This is a genomic window from Thalassospira sp. (assembly GCF_002709775.1).
Classification (GTDB): Bacteria; Pseudomonadota; Alphaproteobacteria; order Rhodospirillales; family Thalassospiraceae; genus Thalassospira.
The window spans coordinates 15,742-34,370 of the sequence record NZ_PAQR01000056.1 but is presented as its reverse complement, the minus strand read 5'-3'; the positions used below and the strand labels follow the sequence as shown (position 1 = coordinate 34,370).

The following is an 18,629-nucleotide window of genomic DNA, read 5'->3' as shown; positions in this document are numbered from 1 at the left end:
CAATCGCGAACGCTATGCATTTACACCCACACAGTTGCGCTTCGCCTTGATAAAAGTCAATGCCAAGCTGCCCGTCCGCGCACCGCCCTAGTTCAGGTCGACACCCTGATTACCGTAAATCTTTTTGTATTCGGCGGTTTTGGTTTCTTTCCAGATCGCCTCACTGATCTTGCGCGCCAGTTCCGGGGCAATGGTCTTTGCCGAAAACATAAGGCGCACGGGTTCTCGTGCCAGAATAAAGGGATGTTCTTCGACGGTGCTGCCAAGGCCCTGCTGTTCGGCCTGCGCAACATAGGCCGCCGGAATGCCGAGCAGCAAATCCACCCGGTTGGCCAACAGCAACTGCAAGCCGTGCGGGCCGACCGAGACGTCGCTGACATGTTTGGAACCTTCGGGGCTGTTCTTGAATTCCTCAAACGCTTCACCGCGATAGGCACTGCGCACATGCCCGATCACAAGGTTCTGGGCAATCACATCATCCAGACTGGAAAGCCCGATCCGCCCGGCATCGCCATTGCGCACGACAAAACCGATCACGTCATTGCGGTAAGGTACTGAAAACAGACCGTACTTTGCCCGCTCCTCGGTGTAGGAAGCCGATGGCAGGATGTCGACATCGCCGTGCTTTACGGCATAAAGAGAGCGTTTCCAAGGCATGAACATAAAACGAATGTCGCAGCCGAGTGATTTCAAAACCTTGGAAATAAAGACATTGTCGATGCCAACCGCGAAGCCGTTCTCATCCTTCATGCTAAACGGACTATAGGTTTCCGAAGCACGAACAAGCAGCGGTCGCGAACAATCGCTAATCGGCTCTGCCTGCCCTGTTTGCATACCCCCGGCAAACAGAACGAGCATCACGACCATGCATGGCAATAATCGCCAGGCCGTCATATGTTTAACCCCACTCCAAGTCTGGATCAGCACACCTATTTTTGTCGCGTTTTGCCGCGCTTATCGGTGGTGTGTCTGATGATCTTCATACGTCAGAAACGACGCTTCATACCCTCATATCATAAGATGATGCGTAAAATTGCCCCGCTGTCAAAGAGTTCCGCGAGCGCGCCTCGGTCATTTCGCCATGGCGATGGGCGTTTGAAAGCGCTTTCGCGCCTCAGGCCAGATCCTCGGGGATGGATTTGACATATTCCTGTGCCAGATCGGCATAGCGATCAGCCGATACCTTGAAGAACTCGATTTCTTCCTGCGTCAGGTCGCGCACCTTGCGCGCCGGTACACCGGCCCAAAGCTCTCCCGCCGGAATGCGTTTGCCCGGTGCGAGAAGCGCATTGGCGCCCAGCATACCGCCCTGCTCGATCACGCAGCCATCCATGACAGTCGCCCCCATGCCGACAAAGCTTCGATCTTCAAGCGTGCAGGCATGAATGATGGCGGAATGGCCAATGGTGACATCATCGCCGATGTAGGTGCCAAACTTGCCCTTGGCGACATGCACCATGGTCAGATCCTGAATATTGGTGCGCGACCCGATGCGGATTTCATGCACATCGCCACGAATGACACAACCAAACCAGATGCCGGTCTCCGCCCCGATTTCGACATCGCCAATGATGGTCGCATTGGGGGCAATGAAGGCAGTTTCATCGATGGTGGGCTTCACCCCGCGATAGGACAGGCGCATGGTTCGGGACCTTTCAAATTCAGCAATTCCGCGATGCGCCCCCGAAACCCGAGGGCGTCGCGCATCTTGATTTTCAAGTTTAAGTTCTAACATGTCAAAAAGGAAACCCATCAAAAAGAAAGATGCTCATGCCTTCCCCTGCAACGGCACGCATCCCTTTCAGACGACATAAAACCTGCTGGCTGTCACTTCTTGCAGCAGCAATCCTTTACGCTGGCTTCCTCGTCTCCCCATCGAGTTCGCGCAGCCACACACTTGATATGGCGCATGATCATGTTCGCAGCACGCTGCGCGTGACCTTTTCCATCTGGGAACCGTTTGCCATCGAAGGTCGGAATGGCAAACAGCACGGCATTGACCGCGCCATCATGACCGAAGTCGCCAAACGACTTGATCTGGAACTCCAACCAGTGACCTGCCCCTGGCGGCGCTGCCTGAGGATGCTTGAAACCGGCGATATTGATATCATGACCAGCATCGCCTACACGCCGGAGCGTGCCGAATATGCGCATTACATCAAACCACCCTATAGCCGCGTCACACCGGTCTTTTACTATAACCGCAATAACCCGGTGACGATTTCCGACTATGGCAATTTGACCGGCCTGACGGTCGGGGCTGTGGTTGATTCACGTTATTTCGAACCGTTCGACAGCGATGATCGCCTTGAAAAGGTCGAAGCCAACAGCGAAGTTCTTTTGATCCGAATGCTGGCCGCCCAGCGGGTCGATGCCATTGTCGGCTCTGACGCCAATGCGGATTATCAGATCCGGCGTGCCGGTCTTGGTAATATCATCGCCAAGGCACCCTATCGGAGCAGCAACCGCAACGATATCCATCTTGCAGTATCGCGGCGCTCCCCGTTGATGGATAGACGCGATTATATCAGCCAGATCATGACCGACCTTCACGCCGAGGGCTTCATTGCGCGCGTCCACAAGGAATACTGGCCGGCAGCCGATCTTTACGACATCAATCCGTCGAGTGAGCTCAACTAGAACCGATTGAACGGTTTTGGCGAGTTGGCCTTGCAAACGAAAAAGGGCACCATCACGAAATGGCGCCCTTTTTGAATGATGTATTCTTTGGCTGTTACGGGAACAGCGGTTCGATCTCAAGCCCCATGGTTTCGGGCAGACCCAGCATGACGTTCATGTTCTGAACCGCCTGACCGGATGCGCCTTTGACAAGGTTGTCTTCGACCGCAACGATGATCACCCGGCCCGGCACACGGTCCTTGACCACCCCCATCAGAACATAGTTCGAGCCACGCACGTGGCGGGTCTGCGGCGTGACGCCAAATGGCAGAACACGGACAAACGGCTCATCCGCGAAACGTTTTTCAAGGGCTGCCTGAATGTCTTCAGCCGTGGTGCCATCGGTCATTTTGACATAGATGGATTCAAGGATGCCGCGGCTCATCGGCATCAGATGCGGGGAAAAGTTCACCACAACATCACTGCCGCAGGCCCAGGCAAGACCCTGCTCAATCTCGGGTGCGTGGCGGTGCCCACCGGTGCCATAGGCATGAATGCCTTCGGTCACTTCGGCATACAGCGTCATTTCCTTGGGCGCACGACCAGCTCCGGTCACACCGGATTTGGCATCAATGATGATATCTTCCGCATGCACCATCTTGCTTTCAAGAAGCGGTGTCAGCGCCAGTTGCACCGGCGTCGGATAGCAGCCCGGATTGGCAACCACACGGGCCGACTTGATTTTTTCACGATGCAGCTCGGTCAGGCCATAGACGACCTCTTTCTGAAGGTCCTGGGCTGCGTGTTCTGCGCCATACCATTCCTTATAGGTCGCAGCATCAAACAGGCGGAAGTCAGCCGACAGGTCGACGACCTTCACATGTTCCGGCAGCCCGGCAATGACCTCCTGGGTCGTGCCATGCGGTAGCGCGCAGAAAATCAGATCGACGGTCGACCAGTCTGCGTCCTCGATCTTGATCATGGTCGGCAGATCAATATGGGCAAGATGCGGGAAAACTTCCCCGAACGGACGTCCGGCGCGTCGGTCTGCGGTCAACAGGGTAATTTCCGCGGCGTTATGATGCGCAAGAATGCGAACCAGTTCCGCCCCGGTATAGCCACTGGCACCGAGAATTCCGACTTTGACCTTAACGTCGCTCATTTCAATTCCTACTCCATATTAGACACCTGCTCATAAGCAGGCAGTGATAACGCGCGGATGTTGGCAAACAAGCCCCGGAGATGCAAGCAATTAGGCGGCAAATATCCCTGATAATCTGCAACTTCCCCATGCGCTTTGCTCATGGGTTCAGATCATCATAGCCTATTTTTTGCGGGCACGGCGCACTGTGTCGGGGCAGGCGCGCTTATCCTCGGGCAAAACGGTATAGAATTTCTCGATCTTCTCGTACCCGGTCGGTGGGGCCACCGGATAACTCGCGACATGCCGGCTGTCAGAAAGGCCAAAGTCACTCGCCTTCAAACCGGACCGTTGCAACCACATGCGGTGATGGGCGTCCGACACGACCACATCGGGATCATCAACCAGAAAAATCGCATCGCGTGCGAGCCGATCATTGTATTTGTGGTGGGTCGGCAGCCAGGCCGCCAGTTGTTTGCGAAGCTCCCCCGGGCTTGGCACATCACGCGTTCGCGTGGCGAACTTCGTCATGCGATCGACAAGGTCGCTGATATTGCCCGGCGGCACCGATCCGTGGGTTGCGCGGTCGATGAAAAACGCCAGATCAATCTCGGTCGGATCACGCTTTATCACCGGCTTTAAGGAGTTATATAGTTTGAAAAATCGCGCAATCTTGCCGCCATCGGCATTGGCCGCGTCATAGACCCGGTGATAGGCGGCCTGTACTTCCGGCCGCGCGCCATAGGCAGCAAACCGCTTTTCAAAGGCGTTCCGTTTCGCATCATCAACCCAGATCGCACATAGCACATCAAAGGCCGCATCGTTATTGCCAAGTGCCAGACGGTGCATATCTTCGGTAAACGGTCCGAACGCGTTTTGCAGCAAGCCGGGATTGGCGCGCTCGGCCGCAAAAAGGATCTGCTGGATCTCCGCCCCTGCCCCGGCGGTCGCTCCGCGTGGCCCCCATGTCAGATAGGCACGTGGATCATTGGTATGGCAATAAGGATCACCTTCAAGAAAGGTCTTGCCGCTCCGCGGATTTTTCGACTGACAGAAATTAAACTGGATGACGTCATAGTCCGTGCCCTCCAGTGCAAAGGTCAGGTGGTTGGCGCGTGTGGTCGCATCGGGCGGCGGCAGCTGGGCAGGCATCAACAACCGCCAAATCCCGATAGTGATTGCCCCATAGCTCTCAGTCCCGACAGCGGCGCGCACGGACGCGTTCAGACAGGGTTGAAGATCAACAATCGCCTGCCGCGTCTTCGCCCCGACAATCCCGTCAGGCGGGCCGTAGGTGCTGCCCGATTTCCCTGCACAATTCGCCGCCTTTGCAAACAGCCGCTCCTGAAATACTGCCACCGCGCCATAGCGACCCAGTGTCAGCGCCCGGTTTTCAAAGCGATATAGAACTTGCGAGAGATCCTGCGCAAATGCAGGATGAACTGATGTAAACGCGATGACGCAGACAAGCACAGCCATTGCACCGGCACGGCACGCAGCAAATTTCAAACGCGTGTGTGCTCGGGCCATGTCGGTCAGCCTTAATGCGTGTATTCCAGAAGCGGTCTGGTGAAGTCGACCTGCGGATATTTGATGATGCTGTTGAGCGCGCGACGCTGCTGCGCCTTGCGTTTGGTGGTATCTCCCACCAGATCACACACTGCATCGACCAAGCCGGCATAGGGTACGTCAACCACCCCTTTGCGGAAGCGGTCATCAATAACGGTTTCCGGATTAACCTCGGCCACCACGGCCTTGGCATTGGTCAAAAGGTAGGAAACGCGCACGATTTCGAAAATCTGGCTTTCGTAGTAATGGTGGTTCAGGACGACTTTCGATCGCGCAATCCACTGATCACGATCCTTGCCATAAACCCCCATCAGAACCTTAAGATTCAGGCCTTTGGCTTCGATCTGATTGAAAATCTCGCGCCGGCGTTCATTGAGCGAACCGTAAAACAGAACATCAATATCCTGCTCGACCGTAATGTCGATGCGCTGAAGTTCCTTCTGATAACCGATAGGAAGATAGCGCACATTTTCGACGCCAAGGGCCTTGATGACCTCGATATTGGCCGGGCTGTAATCCCAGACCTCCAGACCGGACTGGAACCACCCGGTGAGCTGCTCGCGCCAGTTCTCACCAACGCCTGTGAGCTGCTCGGTATTGAGGACCACAGTCCCTTCCGGCACCGCACGCAACGCCGAAACATCAAGCAAATGCGCCCCGACAATGACGTTGACGCCACCTTGCACAAACTGATTGGTCTGGATCTGCGCCGGATGCCCCGCCTCCCGGATAGAATACATCAAAAGCTCAGCCAGTTCTGCAAACGCCAGAGAATGAATATAGCCCGGAGGTTGGACGATGCAGATGTTGTAAGGCGTATTCATTAAACTAATGGTCCTGTTAAATTGATATACGGATCAACCAAGGTTGAATGATTAGAGCCCCGTCTCATAGCCGAACAACTCGAAGTCCAGTTTGTATAGCTTAGAGACAACTTCACGCATCTCAGGATCCCAAGACAGATCCTCATCAACTTTGATGCCTCGCTTGGAAAAGTCATTAACAACCCCAATTTCATACGGTTGTTCTTCACCGAAAAGGTGGAGATCCAGCCATTTTTTTACAGGTTCCAGACCTTCTTCCAATTTGAACACCATGTACGGTGCCTTCGGATAGAATAACCTGTATTGCGGCAAGAAATGGTTATCATTCAGACCGATGGTATTAATCGCCCCCTCATCAAGTGACAAAACGAACTTTTTGAAGTCCACGTCCGCGGTAATTTTACGCTCGACATATTTTTGAAACTTGTATGCGCTTTTCAAACGATCATATGGATTGCGTATTACCGCAAAAAACAAATCAAAGAATGATGCTGACGGAAACAGCCGTGCCAAAGACACCCCATCCACATGCTGCGGAGAAGACTTTGTCCATAGAGTTTGAGGCTGATGAGACAAAAAACGGTTATCCAAAAAAGAAAGCTGAGCTTTGCCAGATTTATGTATATAGGCCTCAATTGCCGATCCAGCACATTTAGGAATGTGTGAAAAATAAGCGACTTTATTTCCCGAACGAATGATTGGCATTCATAGTATCCTCAATTAACAGACATGAATCGACTTTTCCTAAAATCAACTGTGCTCCGACTTGCCTTAACAAATAACAGTATAACTGAAAATTCAATCGATCCCGGTATTAATCAAGCACAGCGGCCGGATCGAATTTTTGAAGCACATCTGCATGACCTAGCGCTTTGTAGTAAGCGCCAAGCCCACAATTTCGAACAATTGATTCTGCATATATTTTAAGCCACGGCATCGGTCCCTGACGGTCCAGAACCCAGATATTCAATGCCTGCCCCATATCCATGAAGGTCGCTTCAGGAAACTGACGCTGTAAACGCGTAAGCAACCAAAATGCAAAAGAGCCACCCGCCTGAGAAATAACCACAGGCGAACTGTCAAAACGTTGCTTCATGCCCTCGATTGCTTGACAAAGGTGGTTGAACACTTCGTATCTGTGGCTGTGGATATTGCTTGGCGGGATCTTGTAGTGCCCCATCAGCGGCATATTCAACCGCTGGGGCAAAACATCGAGCTTTTGTGACGCGATAAGGATTGATGGGCGTTTTCTGACCGCGTCCATAATCGCCGGAAGACTGCCGCTGATTGCGTAACGCTTGAAAAGCGTCCCGTCCCAAAACCGGTATCCATCCTCAAAATATTGACTAATTGAAGAAAATCTCGCCGCGAGTTTATCCTGATGGTCTCCTGGAATGTGCCACAAACGGCCATCATGGGTTGGAAACCCTTTTAGAGCCAAGCCGATATAAGCATTTTCAGGTCGATTTTTTTCAGAAAGAACAGAGAACAGATCGTCAATAAACCCTTCGACCAGGCAGCCGTTGTTCGGCGTCAACTTTCTTGCCCAACGCCGGCCAAGGTAGCGAATTTGAGTATAGGTAAGACACTCGAAATCCTTACTGTTGCGCAGTGCTCCCCCAAGACGTTCTGAAAACGCAACTGCGTCCCAAAGGCCATGCGGCAATTTGACACTGGAAAATGGTTCTCCACTTTCCAGTTTCTGCAATAGCACACTGACATCGGGGCAGATCAGCTGGTAACCAGCGTCTCCGATTTCAACACTTTGCGTCTGGGCTTTGCCAAACTGATTGGCGGCAGCGCGATTTTTACGAACTTCTTCGGCAGAGAACATGTCAACGGCGCCACCACCACCAAAGTCCACGGGACCTGTTTCAGAATGCGATGGCAAAAGCCTGGCCAACTGATTAACTGTATAGGCACTGCCAATGGTGTTTTCATCAAGGCTATCAAGCCCTTCGGCGACGTCACCCGCGCTCTTTAGTACCGCAAGCGCACAAGGATCAACGTTGGCCCTTGGCATCCACCCCCGTTTAGCACCGAACCTCGAAAAGTGCACATCTGCAGGTAATGCTGTTTGGTCCAATGCAAACTGATAGCAAGAGGCGTAGAATGCCGGATCAACCAAGTTAGAATAATTAATGGATTTCTTTCCTTCGTTCACTGAACAATAGACCCTGCAAGTTCTTAAACAACTGCCAATTTGACGGCTTACTGCAGCGCATCAGGGTGACGAAACGTTGGTAGGTTTTGCAAGTACTCGACAACCGTTTCTGGCTTATTCCACATTAAGGTATCAATAATCGAAAGATTAGGCTTAAACTTGAACGGATGCGGAACATCGAACGTCAGGCTGGGTAAACGGGTAAATTCAATTCCAATATTGGCAGACTGCCACTCTTGATAATCAAACAAATCGACACCCCCCGACGGGTTTATATAGGTCGATGCTCCCAGTTGCTTGGAAATCTCAAGAGCCCATTGTCCGGCATGCGTGACGGCGGAAAAGTCTAAATCCAGCTCTGAACAGACATCATACGAAAATGGTATGTCCAGAAACCGGCATACATTGCGCAATCCAGAGATATTCAAGCTGCACAACTTATCATCTGCACACTCAGAAAATACGTTGGCGACCATCTCCCGAACCGCATCAAAATATGGTGCCTTATTGCAATAAACGTTGAGCTGTCTCAGCAACTTTTCAGCAGTCCGATTGAAATCAAGAACCTGCATTTCAGATATAGTGTGCCCTGACTTCTTGATGATCGGGGCACTGATGAATTGCTCACCTTTGTTAGGTTCCTGAATACGGTTCCGGTTCATCCATGATTTCGATTGATATTTGACAACGTCAAACACCACCCAATGGTCTGTTTTCACGATCAGGTCGAAATAGCCCATATACGGGAAGAAATAAGGCTGCATTATTCCGAGCTTCATTGAGACCCCGCCTCACATACGGGGAAGTCTTTTATTTGCTCTGCAACCTGCCCGGCATTGTTAAGAGTTAACCTGAGAATCTCAATAATCGCTTTGGTGTCTTCAAGGGAAACTTGGGCACCAGATGGTAACTGGAACACCTTCTCAGCCAGTGCTTCGGAGTTTGGCAAAAACGTACTCGTGGCATTATGCGCATCACGGTACGGGTCAAGTCGATGCACACAGGGGTAAAAATAGCGTCGGGCGTAAACACCTTCTGCACGCAGGATCGTTACAAGTTGATCGCGTGAAAGTGGGCAATCTTCGGAAAGTTCAAACACGGAATACTGGAAATTGTTTTTTCCGTTCTTGTCCAGATATGCAGGCTTCAAATAAGCTAAGTCCGCAAGACCATTGATGTAGGAATAGTACAGAGTTTTGTTTCTCTCTACATTCTGCTCCAGCTTTCCCAGCGCCATCAAGGCCATTGCTGCCTGCAGTTCGCTCATCTTCCCATTCATCCTCATCTCCACCTCGACATCCGCGGGTGTTCGATGAAAATTGCGAACAGTGTTAATTCGGGCAGCCAACGCATCGTCACGGGTGACAACGGCCCCGCCCTCGGCGGCATTAACGACCTTTGTTGCATGCATGGAATAGACAGAAACATCGCCAAATCTCGCAAGACTTGTCGAGTTGTAGTCGCATGCAAAGCCATGACAGGCGTCGTAAATCAGCTTGAGCCCTTTTTCCTTACACAAGGACTGCAAGCCTTCCGGATCACATGCCCTGCCCCACACATGCACACCGAGTACTGCTGAGGTTTCCGCGTTGATATGCTCCTCAACGGTCTTGCGCGATATCATGTGTGTTCGCGGATCAACGTCCACAAAACGGGGCGTTAGCTTTGCCCATTTCAAAGCCTCGACCGTGGCAGGAAAAGTGAAGGATGGAACGAGAACTTCGCCCTTGATGTCCAACGCCACCAACGCGACCATCAATCCTACCGTGCCATTCGTCACCGTATAGGCATGCTCAACATCAAGGCGCTCTCGCAACACTTCTTCGAGTTTCCCGACCAATGGGCCGTGGTTGGTGAAGTACCGTCGTTGCATCACCGACTTCATCCAGACATCGAATTCACTTCGATCCGGGATATGGATTTGCCCTACCGGTTTTTCTTGCTCAAACTGTTTTTGACCACCAAGAATCTTCAAATCGTCAATTGTTCGCTTCAGCATTATGCTGAGCCCTCCAGCTGACCAAGACCTTGTCGTATTGCGTTTCCGAGTGTGGATACTGATTCAAACCACTCACCTATTATCTGGCAATCATTGACAGATACCAGATCACCAACAGGCAACTGGATCATGCTCCGGGCCAATCGATCAGTAACAGTCAAACTTTCCGGGACCTGAAGCCCCCTCGGCGTATTTGGCTTATCCGAAGGACTGGATGGTGGGTAATCTGACAGCCGGTACAAAACTTCATTGTAGTAAGGCACGGCGAGTGCATTTTCTGCTCTTAACAGAAATACAGTTTCCTCCCGTGACAGAGGCCACACTTCACTATCAAGCAAAATCACAGCAAACTCATAATTGTGCTGAGAGTAATGATCAGCATAAGGGATCAGATTGATGCCCGGAACATTTGCCAGTGCCGCCTCATAGGCCTCAAAGCGCGCTTTGTTTCCCTTGGAAACGTCATCAAGCGTATCAAGTGATGCAAGGGCCATGGCAGAATGAAGTTCGTTAAGCTTGCCATTCAGCCCGATACAAGAAATACGGCTGGCCTCGACATAACCAAAATTTCGAAATTCGCTTAGATACGCAACCAGCCTGTCATTATTTGTCGTAATGTAGCCGCCCTCTGTCCCATTTAGCATCTTGGTCGCATGAAGGCTGAATATCTCCATCTCACCCCGGCCACCGGACGGCATGCCATTTGGCATCTTGCAACCAAGAGCATGAACCGCATCATAGAACACGGGAACACCTGTGGCCTCGCTCAGCTTTGCAAGCTCTTCGCAATCACAGGGGGCGTTCACTTGATGCACCCCCATAATCGCCAAGGTATCTTCATCAATGAGTGCTTTGGCAGCAGAAGGATCAATCGTATGACGCACAGGATCGACATCACAATAAACCGGCTCGAACCCCGCCCATCGGATCAAATGCGGTAAACCGACATAGGTAAAACCTGGAAACAGCACGTTCAGCCGACGTGATTTGAGCGCGGGGTCATCTGCAACACTCTGCTCATACAAGACCTGCATCGCAGCGATCAGCGCAACGCAGGCGTTCGAATACATCACAACGTGCTTAACTTGATGATACGAAGCCAACGCCTCCGCTAGTGCACGCGTATTCGGGCCGTCATTGGTAAATCTTTTGGCTTCAAATGCCGCATCAATACAGGCTTCGAAACGTACCCAATCCGGCACAGCGAGCTGCCCTTTAGGACGCGGTTGATTTTTAGGGAACAACGGGCTCCCGCCAAAAACAGCCAATTCACTCAGACTGCTCTTGGTTCCACTATCTGCAAGCGGCAAACGCTCTGTGTCGCCAATTATCTGACCCGGCTTCCAGGCAGCTCCAAGAGCAAGCGTCTCATGGTCGACAAAACCCGACAATCGCCTCCCAACCAACTCAGAACCGATTGTAAATCTGATATCGCCAACGGCCTCGGTTTTCCAGCGCACGACATCTTCAGGCTTTTTATAAACAGCCCGCACGTTATCGATTGTCTTGGATTGAGAGCTCTTGAAAAATTCGAGTGTCGCCTCCGTGAGGGACAGTCCTAACCAGTCAAAAAGGTCCTCAAGTACAGGCTGGCCTTGTTCGACAAGATCTTCGTAACGGAGAATTCTCACCCGATCCGGATATTCTTCGGCCAACTGAATCTGCTCTGTTGTGATTTGTTTCCAGTCATCAAATCCCCAGAATTCGCCCGTGATCGGATTGCCATCCTCAAATTTCCTGCATGCGCCAGTCCGCCATTCTTGCATCGGGTCTGCCGTCGCTGGAAATTCTTTGGGGTTCTGTATCCAGGAATGGATGGTTGCAACAGGGTTACGAACGAGGGCGACAAACTTTACGTTATCACACTTCTCAACAATCGACCGCGTAAGGTCATGATACCGTGTTGATTTGATACACAAAAGAGACGGCGCATCCGCTTTATTCTTAAAAGATGGCAGTAGCCCTTCATCTCTGAGGTAGTGCTGATCAAGATACGCGCCTTCGCGTTCATACACCGCCTCAAACAATTTTTGCCAATCATCACCCGTGGAATTTATCCCGCAAGCGTTCTTGAACTCATAGGAAAACAGCGGACAGAACTTTAACCGGATATCTGAATGCGAAGCCAAAATTTGAGAGACCCAGTTACTTCCAGATCTCGGCATACTGCTAAGCCAAATCACTGCTCGCTTTGACATCAAACACTTCCCCGCACCAAAACAGCATCATAACGGTAGTGGTGGGCATGATGCCCATCGGGCATCTGATGAAATTCAACATCCCAGCCACACTCGCTCGCAATTTCAAACAATTCCGCCTTTGAATACCAAACCCCTATTGGCGATGCGGGGTCATTTCCAGCATCAGGGCTCAGTGATTTCGAGTTGTAAAAGGCATCTTTTTTCTGACGGTCGGGGACATTCCCCACCATAAACCGCGTCAATTCTGGAAAACGGTCAAACAGAAACTTAAAGAGTTCCACCACTTTTCCCTGCGGTAGATATTGCAGAGAACCATACATATATGCCTTTGATGGCGCACGATCAGGGGCCAAAGCTTTCACCCCCTGCAAAACATCGTCGACAACGTATTCGATGCGCTTGTCGGAGCCGAAGAACTTCCGCGCGGTTGCAATCAAACTGGGTGAAACATCAATCCCGATGACATCTTCCACGTCGTCAAAAACGCGATGCGTCAAAGCACCATTCCCGCAGCACAAATCGAGCACATGATCGCTTTTCTGCAACTGCAAAAGATTGCGCGATTGCTCCACAATCAAAGCTATATTTTCTTCGGATATCGGTTTGCCGTTAACAGTGCGTTTTACCTGTCCCCAGAAGTCCTCTTCATTACAAGAAGCTGCATGAAGCTCGTAAATTTCTTCTGGTTTCGGCATTGTCGCTCCACGAAAGGCAAAGGAACCTATCTGCGATACTTGTTCAGGACCTTGCCCTTAGATAGCAGGGTGACGTTTATTTATCGTTAGAGTATCGTCAGTCCTTTGCAATTAAAAGCACAAATCCAATGCTGAACAAATGCCTTTACATACATCTCGGTGCTCCAAAGACAGGCACAACTTATATTCAAAAGTATTTTTGCGGCCATCAAAAAGAGTTTGCAAACAATGGCCTGCTGTATCCAGATGCAACGATACGGGGGTATGGGCACCATGACGTTGCGTTACTTTTAAATGGCGCATATCCGGACTGGTCGACGAAGCAACCCAAATCACTTGATGAGCTCGCTGGCAAAATCGGCGGCGAGATAGCCTCGTCCAACTCAGACGTCCTGATTTCCAGTGAGAACTTTTTCTTGTTCCCTCAGCCCACCAAGCTCAAAGAGCTGATGGATAGACACGCATGGCTAACCCAACGAAAACTGAAACTGATTGTCTACTTGCGGCGCCAGGACGATTTTATGGAGTCCTGGTACAACCAGATGGTTAAAGCCCAAGGGTTTGCCGGTGACATGTCTGACGCCATCGATGCAATGCGATATCTGTGCGATTACGAAAAACAGCTTCGCAATTGGCTGAACGTATTCGGCGCAGACGAACTCGTCGTCAAAACGTACGAAGACGCCAAAACACACCAATCTGGAATCCTCGGTGATTTGGTCGAAGAAATTCGCCCCGAACTATTACCTCTGATCTCACACAACAAGGATCAGAGAGAGAACATCAGCCTTTCACGCGACCTTCTCGAAGTCCAAAAGATACTTAATCGATTACCCGTATCGATCGAAGAAAAGCGCATACTCCACAAAGATCTGATGACGCTAACGCGACACAATCAAGAACCAAACAAATACAGTGTCCTCAGCCCGCAACAGGCCGACGACCTCATGCAACCCCACAAGGAAGGCAACAACTGGGTGGCTGAGACTTTTTTGGGAAGAAAGAACCTCTTCCCGGAACGGCCCAAGCAAGAGCACATACCCTACCCGGGATTGTCGAAAGAAACCGCTGTTCAAACAATGGGTATGCTCATCATGGCGCTCAAAAAGAATGAAAAATCATCCTGAGAGGCCTGAAATTCGGAGCCTGAAAAGATCATGACCCCGAATTTCAGTTCGCATGCTTAACTCGCCACCTTCATATCCGGCTTCAAAAGCGCCAACCGATAGCGCCCGACCTTCTCAAACCCAAGCGCCTCATAGGCCTTGGCGGCCGCTTCACTATCCGTTGACAGGATCGCGCGTTCAACACCCCTTGCCCGCACTGCCAGAAGGGTTTTGGCAACCAGGATGCGGGCATAGCCGTTTGAGCGTTCTTCGGGCGGTGTCCAGACCGGGCCGACTTGAACCATATCGGGCAAGGTTGCGTTGAAACCCGAAAGCGACACCGCCTTGCCATCAACGATCAGGCCCCACATCGTCCGCGCATCAAGCGCATGCACAAGCTTTGAGGCAATCTTGCTATCAAGGCTTGGCGTGTCTTCTGCCCCCAATGCCTCGATCTCATAGGCGCGCAGCCAGCGCAGCAAAGTGTTGCGCTCGATCTTTTCGGCATCGACCATCTGAAAATCATCGACCCGGGCATTTTGCGGCACGATCAGTTTGGCAAGATCAAGCTCATAGAGCACGTCGGACGCATTGATCGCATAGGACGCATCCTTTAATCCAAGCTGAACCAGCATATCCTGTGCCGGGTCGGCATCGCCAAACACCCCTGCTACCGGCTTGAGCGGATCAGCGACAAACGCCTCTGTCAGGGCCTTCGGGATAGATGGTTGATCACCGGCCTCGACAAAGACGTTGCCATTGCCAAATTGCGCAACGATCGCACTGATGCTGCCATCATTGGCCACCTCCCCGAACCAGCTCCCAGAAAGCGGATGACGGCGTCGTTCGATACCGGCAGTTCGCAGGTTCCCGCGCAGCACCATGCAGGTCGCTGCATGGTTGGCAAGGAATGCGGTTGCGGCATCAAAATCGGCGTCGTGCAGCTTTCTGTACTGCATATCGGGGGGTCCCTTTCCTTGGGCTTCAGGTAGTTGCCAACCTTCCGAATTGGCATAAAAAAAGACCGCTCCATTAGCGGCCCTTCACATATCGCAAGGTAATCCAACAGAGGTTCAAACGTTTATGTTTTGAAAGCTCGTCGCACTGTTCCAACCATCGGATCACACCTTGAATTTAAAAATTATCGTCTCAATGCTTTGTTATTAGCACACCCGTTCGAATTTGCGATCCTTCTTTTTAAAATTCTTTGCCGCCAACATCATCGCTCGGATTCCGGCATATAAAAACCGCAAGTCAGAAGCTGATTTTCAATTCGGTTTGCGATAACCTCCGAAACTGGTATTACCATTACCAAGCGTATCTTATTCGGAGTTAACCTCATGCCAGTGATTACCTGCGTCGAAGACCTGAAACGTATCTATAAACGGCGCACGCCGCGCATGTTTTACGATTACGCAGAATCCGGAAGCTGGACCGAGCAGACATTCCGTGAAAACACCACCGACTTTCAGGATATCCACCTGCGTCAGCGTGTCGCCATCGACATGGACGGGCGCACCACCAAAAGCCAGATGATCGGTCAGGACGTCTCCATGCCTGTCGCCCTTGCACCGGTCGGACTGACCGGTATGCAATGTGCTGACGGCGAGATCAAGGCCGCCCGCGCGGCTGAAAAGTTCGGCGTTCCCTATACGCTGTCGACCATGTCGATCTGCTCGATCGAGGATGTCGCCGAAAGCACATCCAAGCCCTTCTGGCTGCAGGTCTATACGCTCAAAGACGATGACTTCATGAAGCGCCTGTTTGATCGCGCCAAAGCTGCCAAATGTTCGGCCGCGGTCATCACGGTTGATCTTCAGATGCTTGGACAGCGCCACAAGGATCTGAAAAACGGCCTCTCCGCCCCGCCCAAGCTGACGGTCAAATCGGTAACCAACATGATGACAAAGGTCCAATGGGGCCTTGGCATGCTTGGCACCAAACGCCGCTTCTTTGGCAACATTGTTGGTCACGCCAAGGGGGTTGCCGACGCGTCATCGCTGACCACCTGGACGGCCGAGGCATTCGACGTATCGCTTGATTGGGACCGCATTCGCGAATTCCGCAAAATGTGGGATGGCCCGCTGATCATCAAGGGGATCATTGATCCACGCGATGCTCTGGAGGCGCTTAATGTCGGTGCCGATGCCATCATCGTTTCCAACCATGGCGGTCGCCAGCTTGACGGTGCCCTGTCATCCATCCGGGCATTGCCTGCGATCATGGATGCGGTTGGTGACAAGATCGAAGTCCATCTTGATAGCGGTATCCGCTCTGGTCAGGACGTACTGAAGGCCTTGGCACTTGGCGCAAAGGGCACCTATATCGGCCGCGCTTATGTCTATGGCCTGGGGGCGATGGGCGAAGCTGGTGTCACCAAGTCGCTGGAGATCATTCAAAAGGAACTTGAAGTGTCCATGGCGCTTTGTGGACGGACGGACGTCACCAAACTTGATCGTGACATCCTGATGATCCCGCGCGATTTCTCGGACCGTTGGCAGTAACACCACCGAAACGGTTCTGCCTTCCGGCATAAAACAAAAGCGGCGTCCTTCGTTTTGAAGGCGCCGCTTTTTTTGTTGGCTTGGAAGACAAACTCGCAAAAAGAAAAAGCGCCACCCGAAGGTGACGCTTTTCCAAACAGTATCGCGAGCCTGTTGCCCGAAAACGAATTAACGTTTCGAGAACTGGAAGCTACGACGAGCTTTGGCGCGACCGTATTTTTTACGTTCAACTGCACGCGAGTCACGGGTGAGGAACCCACCAGCTTTGAGTGACGGACGCAGTGCCGGCTCGAACATGGTCAGTGCACGGGAGATACCGTGACGAACGGCACCGGCCTGACCGGAAAGACCGCCACCGGAAACGGTGCAGACTACGTCGAACTGATCTTTGCGATCGGTTGCGCCGAACGGCTGGTTGATCACCATGCGCAGAACCGGACGTGCGAAGTAGTCTTCGAACTCACGGCCATTGACGGTGACTTTGCCCGAGCCCGGTTTGATCCAGACGCGTGCAATTGCGTTCTTACGACGGCCGGTTGCATAGGAACGGCCCTGTGCGTCGATCTTCGGCTCCGGCAGAGTGCCTTCTGCAGCTGCAGCAACTTCGCCGCCCTGTGCCAGATCCTTGAGATCTTCAAGAGTTTTGGTGTCGGCCATTATTTGCCACTCCGCTTATTCTTTTCGTTCATAGCCGCTACGTCGAGGACTTCCGGCTTCTGAGCTTCATGCGGATGCTCGGTACCAGCATAGACGTGCAGTTTGGAAAGAACCTGGCTGCGCAGCGGGCCACGGCTCATCATACGCTCAACAGCTTTGATGATAACGCGTTCCGGATGCTCACCGTTCAGGAGCTTGTCCATGGTACGTTCTTTGATGCCGCCCGGGTAACCGGTGTGCCAGTAGAACTTCTTGTTCTGAAGTTTACGGCCAGTCAGTTTGACTTTTTCGGCATTGACGATGACGATGTGATCGCCACAGTCCATGTGCGGGGTAAACATAGCTTTGTGTTTACCACGAAGACGGTTGGCAACAACGGCTGCAAGGCGGCCAAGGACGACGTCTTCTGCGTCGACCACGAACCATTTGCGCTCGATGTCGCTCGGTGTCGCAGTGAAGGTTTTCATTATTTCTATACTCGAAAACTGGGTTCCACGGAGGGATTGCTCCCTCGTTGAAAGTCGGCGCATTATGCCAGCATCCAACAGGAAAACAACAGGAATATTTCGTTGTAAATCAACGACTTATTTTGCGCGGTATTATTTTACCACACAATATCGCATTATTTTGCGGTCGGCGGCATCGCATAGGTTCCAATCACATGTGCACACAGGCTGTCATCAACTGCGGATCGAATATGGCATTCCGCAATCAAAAGCCGCCTGCCCGCCTTAAGGATTTTGGCCTCTGCAATCAGATCGCCCGGCTTCGCCCCGGACAGGAAATGTACTGTTGCCTCGGTGGTCACCGCCAGATCGGCCTTGGGTACCACAAGCCAGGCCACGGCATAAAGCGCAATATCGGCCAGCGCAAAGATCGCAGGCCCGGTCACGACATTGCCCGGCCGCAGATAGCGTTCCTTGAATGGCAACCGCAGAACGGCAGTGTCTTCAGACAGGCTTTCGGTGATCACCCCCATATCACCGACAAATGGCACCTTATCGCGCATGATGGCGTCAAAATCGGCCGGCGTCACACCGGTCGGCGTTGCGGAACTGTTCATGGCTTGGTTGGCCTCCCTCTGATGCTGCTTGCTGCAGCATTAATTGTTTCAGAAAGACAGCCTGACATAACGTTTACGTTAACGTCA

18 protein-coding genes are annotated in these 18,629 nt (G+C 51.9%); 3 read left to right on the top strand and 15 right to left on the bottom strand.

Annotated features, from left to right (window positions below):
• Positions 1 to 87: 87 nt before the first annotated feature.
• Together CMO10_RS17700 and CMO10_RS17695 are read right to left on the bottom strand one after the other, a co-directional pair.
• Positions 88 to 894: a substrate-binding periplasmic protein gene (locus CMO10_RS17700; protein WP_297024667.1), complete on the bottom strand. Its 807-nt coding sequence runs from the start codon at positions 892 to 894 to the stop codon at positions 88 to 90.
• A 220-nt stretch (positions 895 to 1,114) separates the two neighbouring features.
• Positions 1,115 to 1,642 carry a gamma carbonic anhydrase family protein gene (locus tag CMO10_RS17695; RefSeq protein WP_083952754.1) on the bottom strand — a complete coding sequence of 176 codons (528 nt, stop codon included), beginning with the start codon at positions 1,640 to 1,642 and terminating at the stop codon, positions 1,115 to 1,117.
• A 128-nt stretch (positions 1,643 to 1,770) separates the two neighbouring features.
• Here CMO10_RS17695 and CMO10_RS17690 point away from each other — a divergent pair, with 128 nt between their 5' ends.
• Positions 1,771 to 2,640: a substrate-binding periplasmic protein gene (locus CMO10_RS17690; protein WP_297024666.1), complete on the top strand. Its 870-nt coding sequence runs from the start codon at positions 1,771 to 1,773 to the stop codon at positions 2,638 to 2,640.
• Positions 2,641 to 2,734: 94 nt separating this feature from the next.
• On the opposite strand, the gene argC is transcribed toward CMO10_RS17690, so the two are convergent.
• The 9 genes from argC to CMO10_RS17645 form a co-directional block, all read right to left on the bottom strand.
• A complete protein-coding gene (gene argC / locus CMO10_RS17685; RefSeq protein ID WP_297024665.1) occupies positions 2,735 to 3,781 on the bottom strand; it encodes an N-acetyl-gamma-glutamyl-phosphate reductase in 1,047 nt (348 codons plus the stop codon).
• A 162-nt stretch (positions 3,782 to 3,943) separates the two neighbouring features.
• Positions 3,944 to 5,290, bottom strand: coding sequence for a hypothetical protein (locus tag CMO10_RS17680; RefSeq protein WP_297024664.1), 1,347 nt, complete (start codon positions 5,288 to 5,290; stop codon positions 3,944 to 3,946).
• Between the two features lie 11 nt (positions 5,291 to 5,301).
• A complete protein-coding gene (locus tag CMO10_RS17675; protein ID WP_297024663.1) occupies positions 5,302 to 6,153 on the bottom strand; it encodes a CgeB family protein in 852 nt (283 codons plus the stop codon).
• Between the two features lie 51 nt (positions 6,154 to 6,204).
• Positions 6,205 to 6,858 (bottom strand): sulfotransferase family 2 domain-containing protein, encoded by a 654-nt coding sequence (locus CMO10_RS17670; protein WP_297024662.1) that lies wholly within the window; start codon positions 6,856 to 6,858, stop codon positions 6,205 to 6,207.
• 109 nt (positions 6,859 to 6,967) lie between these two features.
• Entirely contained in the window at positions 6,968 to 8,317 is a 1,350-nt protein-coding gene (locus CMO10_RS17665; RefSeq protein WP_297024661.1) for a hypothetical protein, read from the bottom strand.
• 47 nt (positions 8,318 to 8,364) lie between these two features.
• A complete protein-coding gene (locus tag CMO10_RS17660; RefSeq protein ID WP_297024660.1) occupies positions 8,365 to 9,096 on the bottom strand; it encodes a WbqC family protein in 732 nt (243 codons plus the stop codon).
• Positions 9,093 to 10,316 carry a DegT/DnrJ/EryC1/StrS family aminotransferase gene (locus CMO10_RS17655; protein ID WP_297024659.1) on the bottom strand — a complete coding sequence of 408 codons (1,224 nt, stop codon included), beginning with the start codon at positions 10,314 to 10,316 and terminating at the stop codon, positions 9,093 to 9,095. The genes CMO10_RS17660 and CMO10_RS17655 overlap by 4 nt, the downstream gene beginning before the upstream one ends.
• Entirely contained in the window at positions 10,316 to 12,514 is a 2,199-nt protein-coding gene (locus CMO10_RS17650) for an aminotransferase class I/II-fold pyridoxal phosphate-dependent enzyme (RefSeq protein WP_297024658.1), read from the bottom strand. The genes CMO10_RS17655 and CMO10_RS17650 overlap by 1 nt, the downstream gene beginning before the upstream one ends.
• Positions 12,514 to 13,212 carry a methyltransferase domain-containing protein gene (locus tag CMO10_RS17645; RefSeq protein WP_297024657.1) on the bottom strand — a complete coding sequence of 233 codons (699 nt, stop codon included), beginning with the start codon at positions 13,210 to 13,212 and terminating at the stop codon, positions 12,514 to 12,516. Before CMO10_RS17645 ends, CMO10_RS17650 begins: the two co-directional genes overlap by 1 nt.
• Before the next feature lie 128 nt (positions 13,213 to 13,340).
• Here CMO10_RS17645 and CMO10_RS17640 point away from each other — a divergent pair, with 128 nt between their 5' ends.
• Entirely contained in the window at positions 13,341 to 14,339 is a 999-nt protein-coding gene (locus CMO10_RS17640) for a hypothetical protein (RefSeq protein WP_297024656.1), read from the top strand.
• Between the two features lie 56 nt (positions 14,340 to 14,395).
• Here the strand turns inward: CMO10_RS17640 and CMO10_RS17635 are convergent, their stop codons facing one another.
• Positions 14,396 to 15,277 carry a GNAT family N-acetyltransferase gene (locus tag CMO10_RS17635; RefSeq protein ID WP_297024655.1) on the bottom strand — a complete coding sequence of 294 codons (882 nt, stop codon included), beginning with the start codon at positions 15,275 to 15,277 and terminating at the stop codon, positions 14,396 to 14,398.
• A gap of 381 nt (positions 15,278 to 15,658) precedes the next feature.
• Here CMO10_RS17635 and CMO10_RS17630 point away from each other — a divergent pair, with 381 nt between their 5' ends.
• The gene (locus tag CMO10_RS17630) at positions 15,659 to 16,822 is read left to right on the top strand and encodes an alpha-hydroxy acid oxidase (protein ID WP_297024654.1); all 1,164 of its coding nucleotides are present in this window, start codon (positions 15,659 to 15,661) and stop codon (positions 16,820 to 16,822) included.
• 168 nt (positions 16,823 to 16,990) lie between these two features.
• On the opposite strand, the gene rpsI is transcribed toward CMO10_RS17630, so the two are convergent.
• The 3 genes from rpsI to CMO10_RS17615 all read right to left on the bottom strand — a co-directional run bounded on the left by rpsI (position 16,991) and on the right by CMO10_RS17615 (position 18,542).
• Positions 16,991 to 17,479: a 30S ribosomal protein S9 gene (gene rpsI, locus CMO10_RS17625; protein ID WP_044828688.1), complete on the bottom strand. Its 489-nt coding sequence runs from the start codon at positions 17,477 to 17,479 to the stop codon at positions 16,991 to 16,993.
• Positions 17,479 to 17,946 (bottom strand): 50S ribosomal protein L13, encoded by a 468-nt coding sequence (gene rplM, locus CMO10_RS17620; RefSeq protein ID WP_008890948.1) that lies wholly within the window; start codon positions 17,944 to 17,946, stop codon positions 17,479 to 17,481. Before rplM ends, rpsI begins: the two co-directional genes overlap by 1 nt.
• Positions 17,947 to 18,101: 155 nt before the next feature.
• Positions 18,102 to 18,542 (bottom strand): PaaI family thioesterase, encoded by a 441-nt coding sequence (locus CMO10_RS17615; protein ID WP_297024653.1) that lies wholly within the window; start codon positions 18,540 to 18,542, stop codon positions 18,102 to 18,104.
• Positions 18,543 to 18,629: the final 87 nt, after the last annotated feature.

Excerpts from the sequence above, each read along its gene's own strand:
- CMO10_RS17700 (WP_297024667.1), bottom strand. The coding sequence starts at position 894 with ATGACGGCCTGGCGATTATTGCCATGCATGGTCGTGATGCTCGTTCTG.
- CMO10_RS17695 (WP_083952754.1), bottom strand. The coding sequence starts at position 1,642 with ATGCGCCTGTCCTATCGCGGGGTGAAGCCCACCATCGATGAAACTGCC.
- CMO10_RS17690 (WP_297024666.1), top strand. The coding sequence starts at position 1,771 with ATGCCTTCCCCTGCAACGGCACGCATCCCTTTCAGACGACATAAAACC.
- argC (WP_297024665.1), bottom strand. The coding sequence starts at position 3,781 with ATGAGCGACGTTAAGGTCAAAGTCGGAATTCTCGGTGCCAGTGGCTAT.
- CMO10_RS17680 (WP_297024664.1), bottom strand. The coding sequence starts at position 5,290 with ATGGCCCGAGCACACACGCGTTTGAAATTTGCTGCGTGCCGTGCCGGT.
- CMO10_RS17675 (WP_297024663.1), bottom strand. The coding sequence starts at position 6,153 with ATGAATACGCCTTACAACATCTGCATCGTCCAACCTCCGGGCTATATT.
- CMO10_RS17670 (WP_297024662.1), bottom strand. The coding sequence starts at position 6,858 with ATGCCAATCATTCGTTCGGGAAATAAAGTCGCTTATTTTTCACACATT.
- CMO10_RS17660 (WP_297024660.1), bottom strand. The coding sequence starts at position 9,096 with ATGAAGCTCGGAATAATGCAGCCTTATTTCTTCCCGTATATGGGCTAT.
- CMO10_RS17655 (WP_297024659.1), bottom strand. The coding sequence starts at position 10,316 with ATGCTGAAGCGAACAATTGACGATTTGAAGATTCTTGGTGGTCAAAAA.
- CMO10_RS17650 (WP_297024658.1), bottom strand. The coding sequence starts at position 12,514 with ATGTCAAAGCGAGCAGTGATTTGGCTTAGCAGTATGCCGAGATCTGGA.
- CMO10_RS17645 (WP_297024657.1), bottom strand. The coding sequence starts at position 13,212 with ATGCCGAAACCAGAAGAAATTTACGAGCTTCATGCAGCTTCTTGTAAT.
- CMO10_RS17640 (WP_297024656.1), top strand. The coding sequence starts at position 13,341 with ATGCTGAACAAATGCCTTTACATACATCTCGGTGCTCCAAAGACAGGC.
- CMO10_RS17635 (WP_297024655.1), bottom strand. The coding sequence starts at position 15,277 with ATGCAGTACAGAAAGCTGCACGACGCCGATTTTGATGCCGCAACCGCA.
- CMO10_RS17630 (WP_297024654.1), top strand. The coding sequence starts at position 15,659 with ATGCCAGTGATTACCTGCGTCGAAGACCTGAAACGTATCTATAAACGG.
- rpsI (WP_044828688.1), bottom strand. The coding sequence starts at position 17,479 with ATGGCCGACACCAAAACTCTTGAAGATCTCAAGGATCTGGCACAGGGC.
- rplM (WP_008890948.1), bottom strand. The coding sequence starts at position 17,946 with ATGAAAACCTTCACTGCGACACCGAGCGACATCGAGCGCAAATGGTTC.
- CMO10_RS17615 (WP_297024653.1), bottom strand. The coding sequence starts at position 18,542 with ATGAACAGTTCCGCAACGCCGACCGGTGTGACGCCGGCCGATTTTGAC.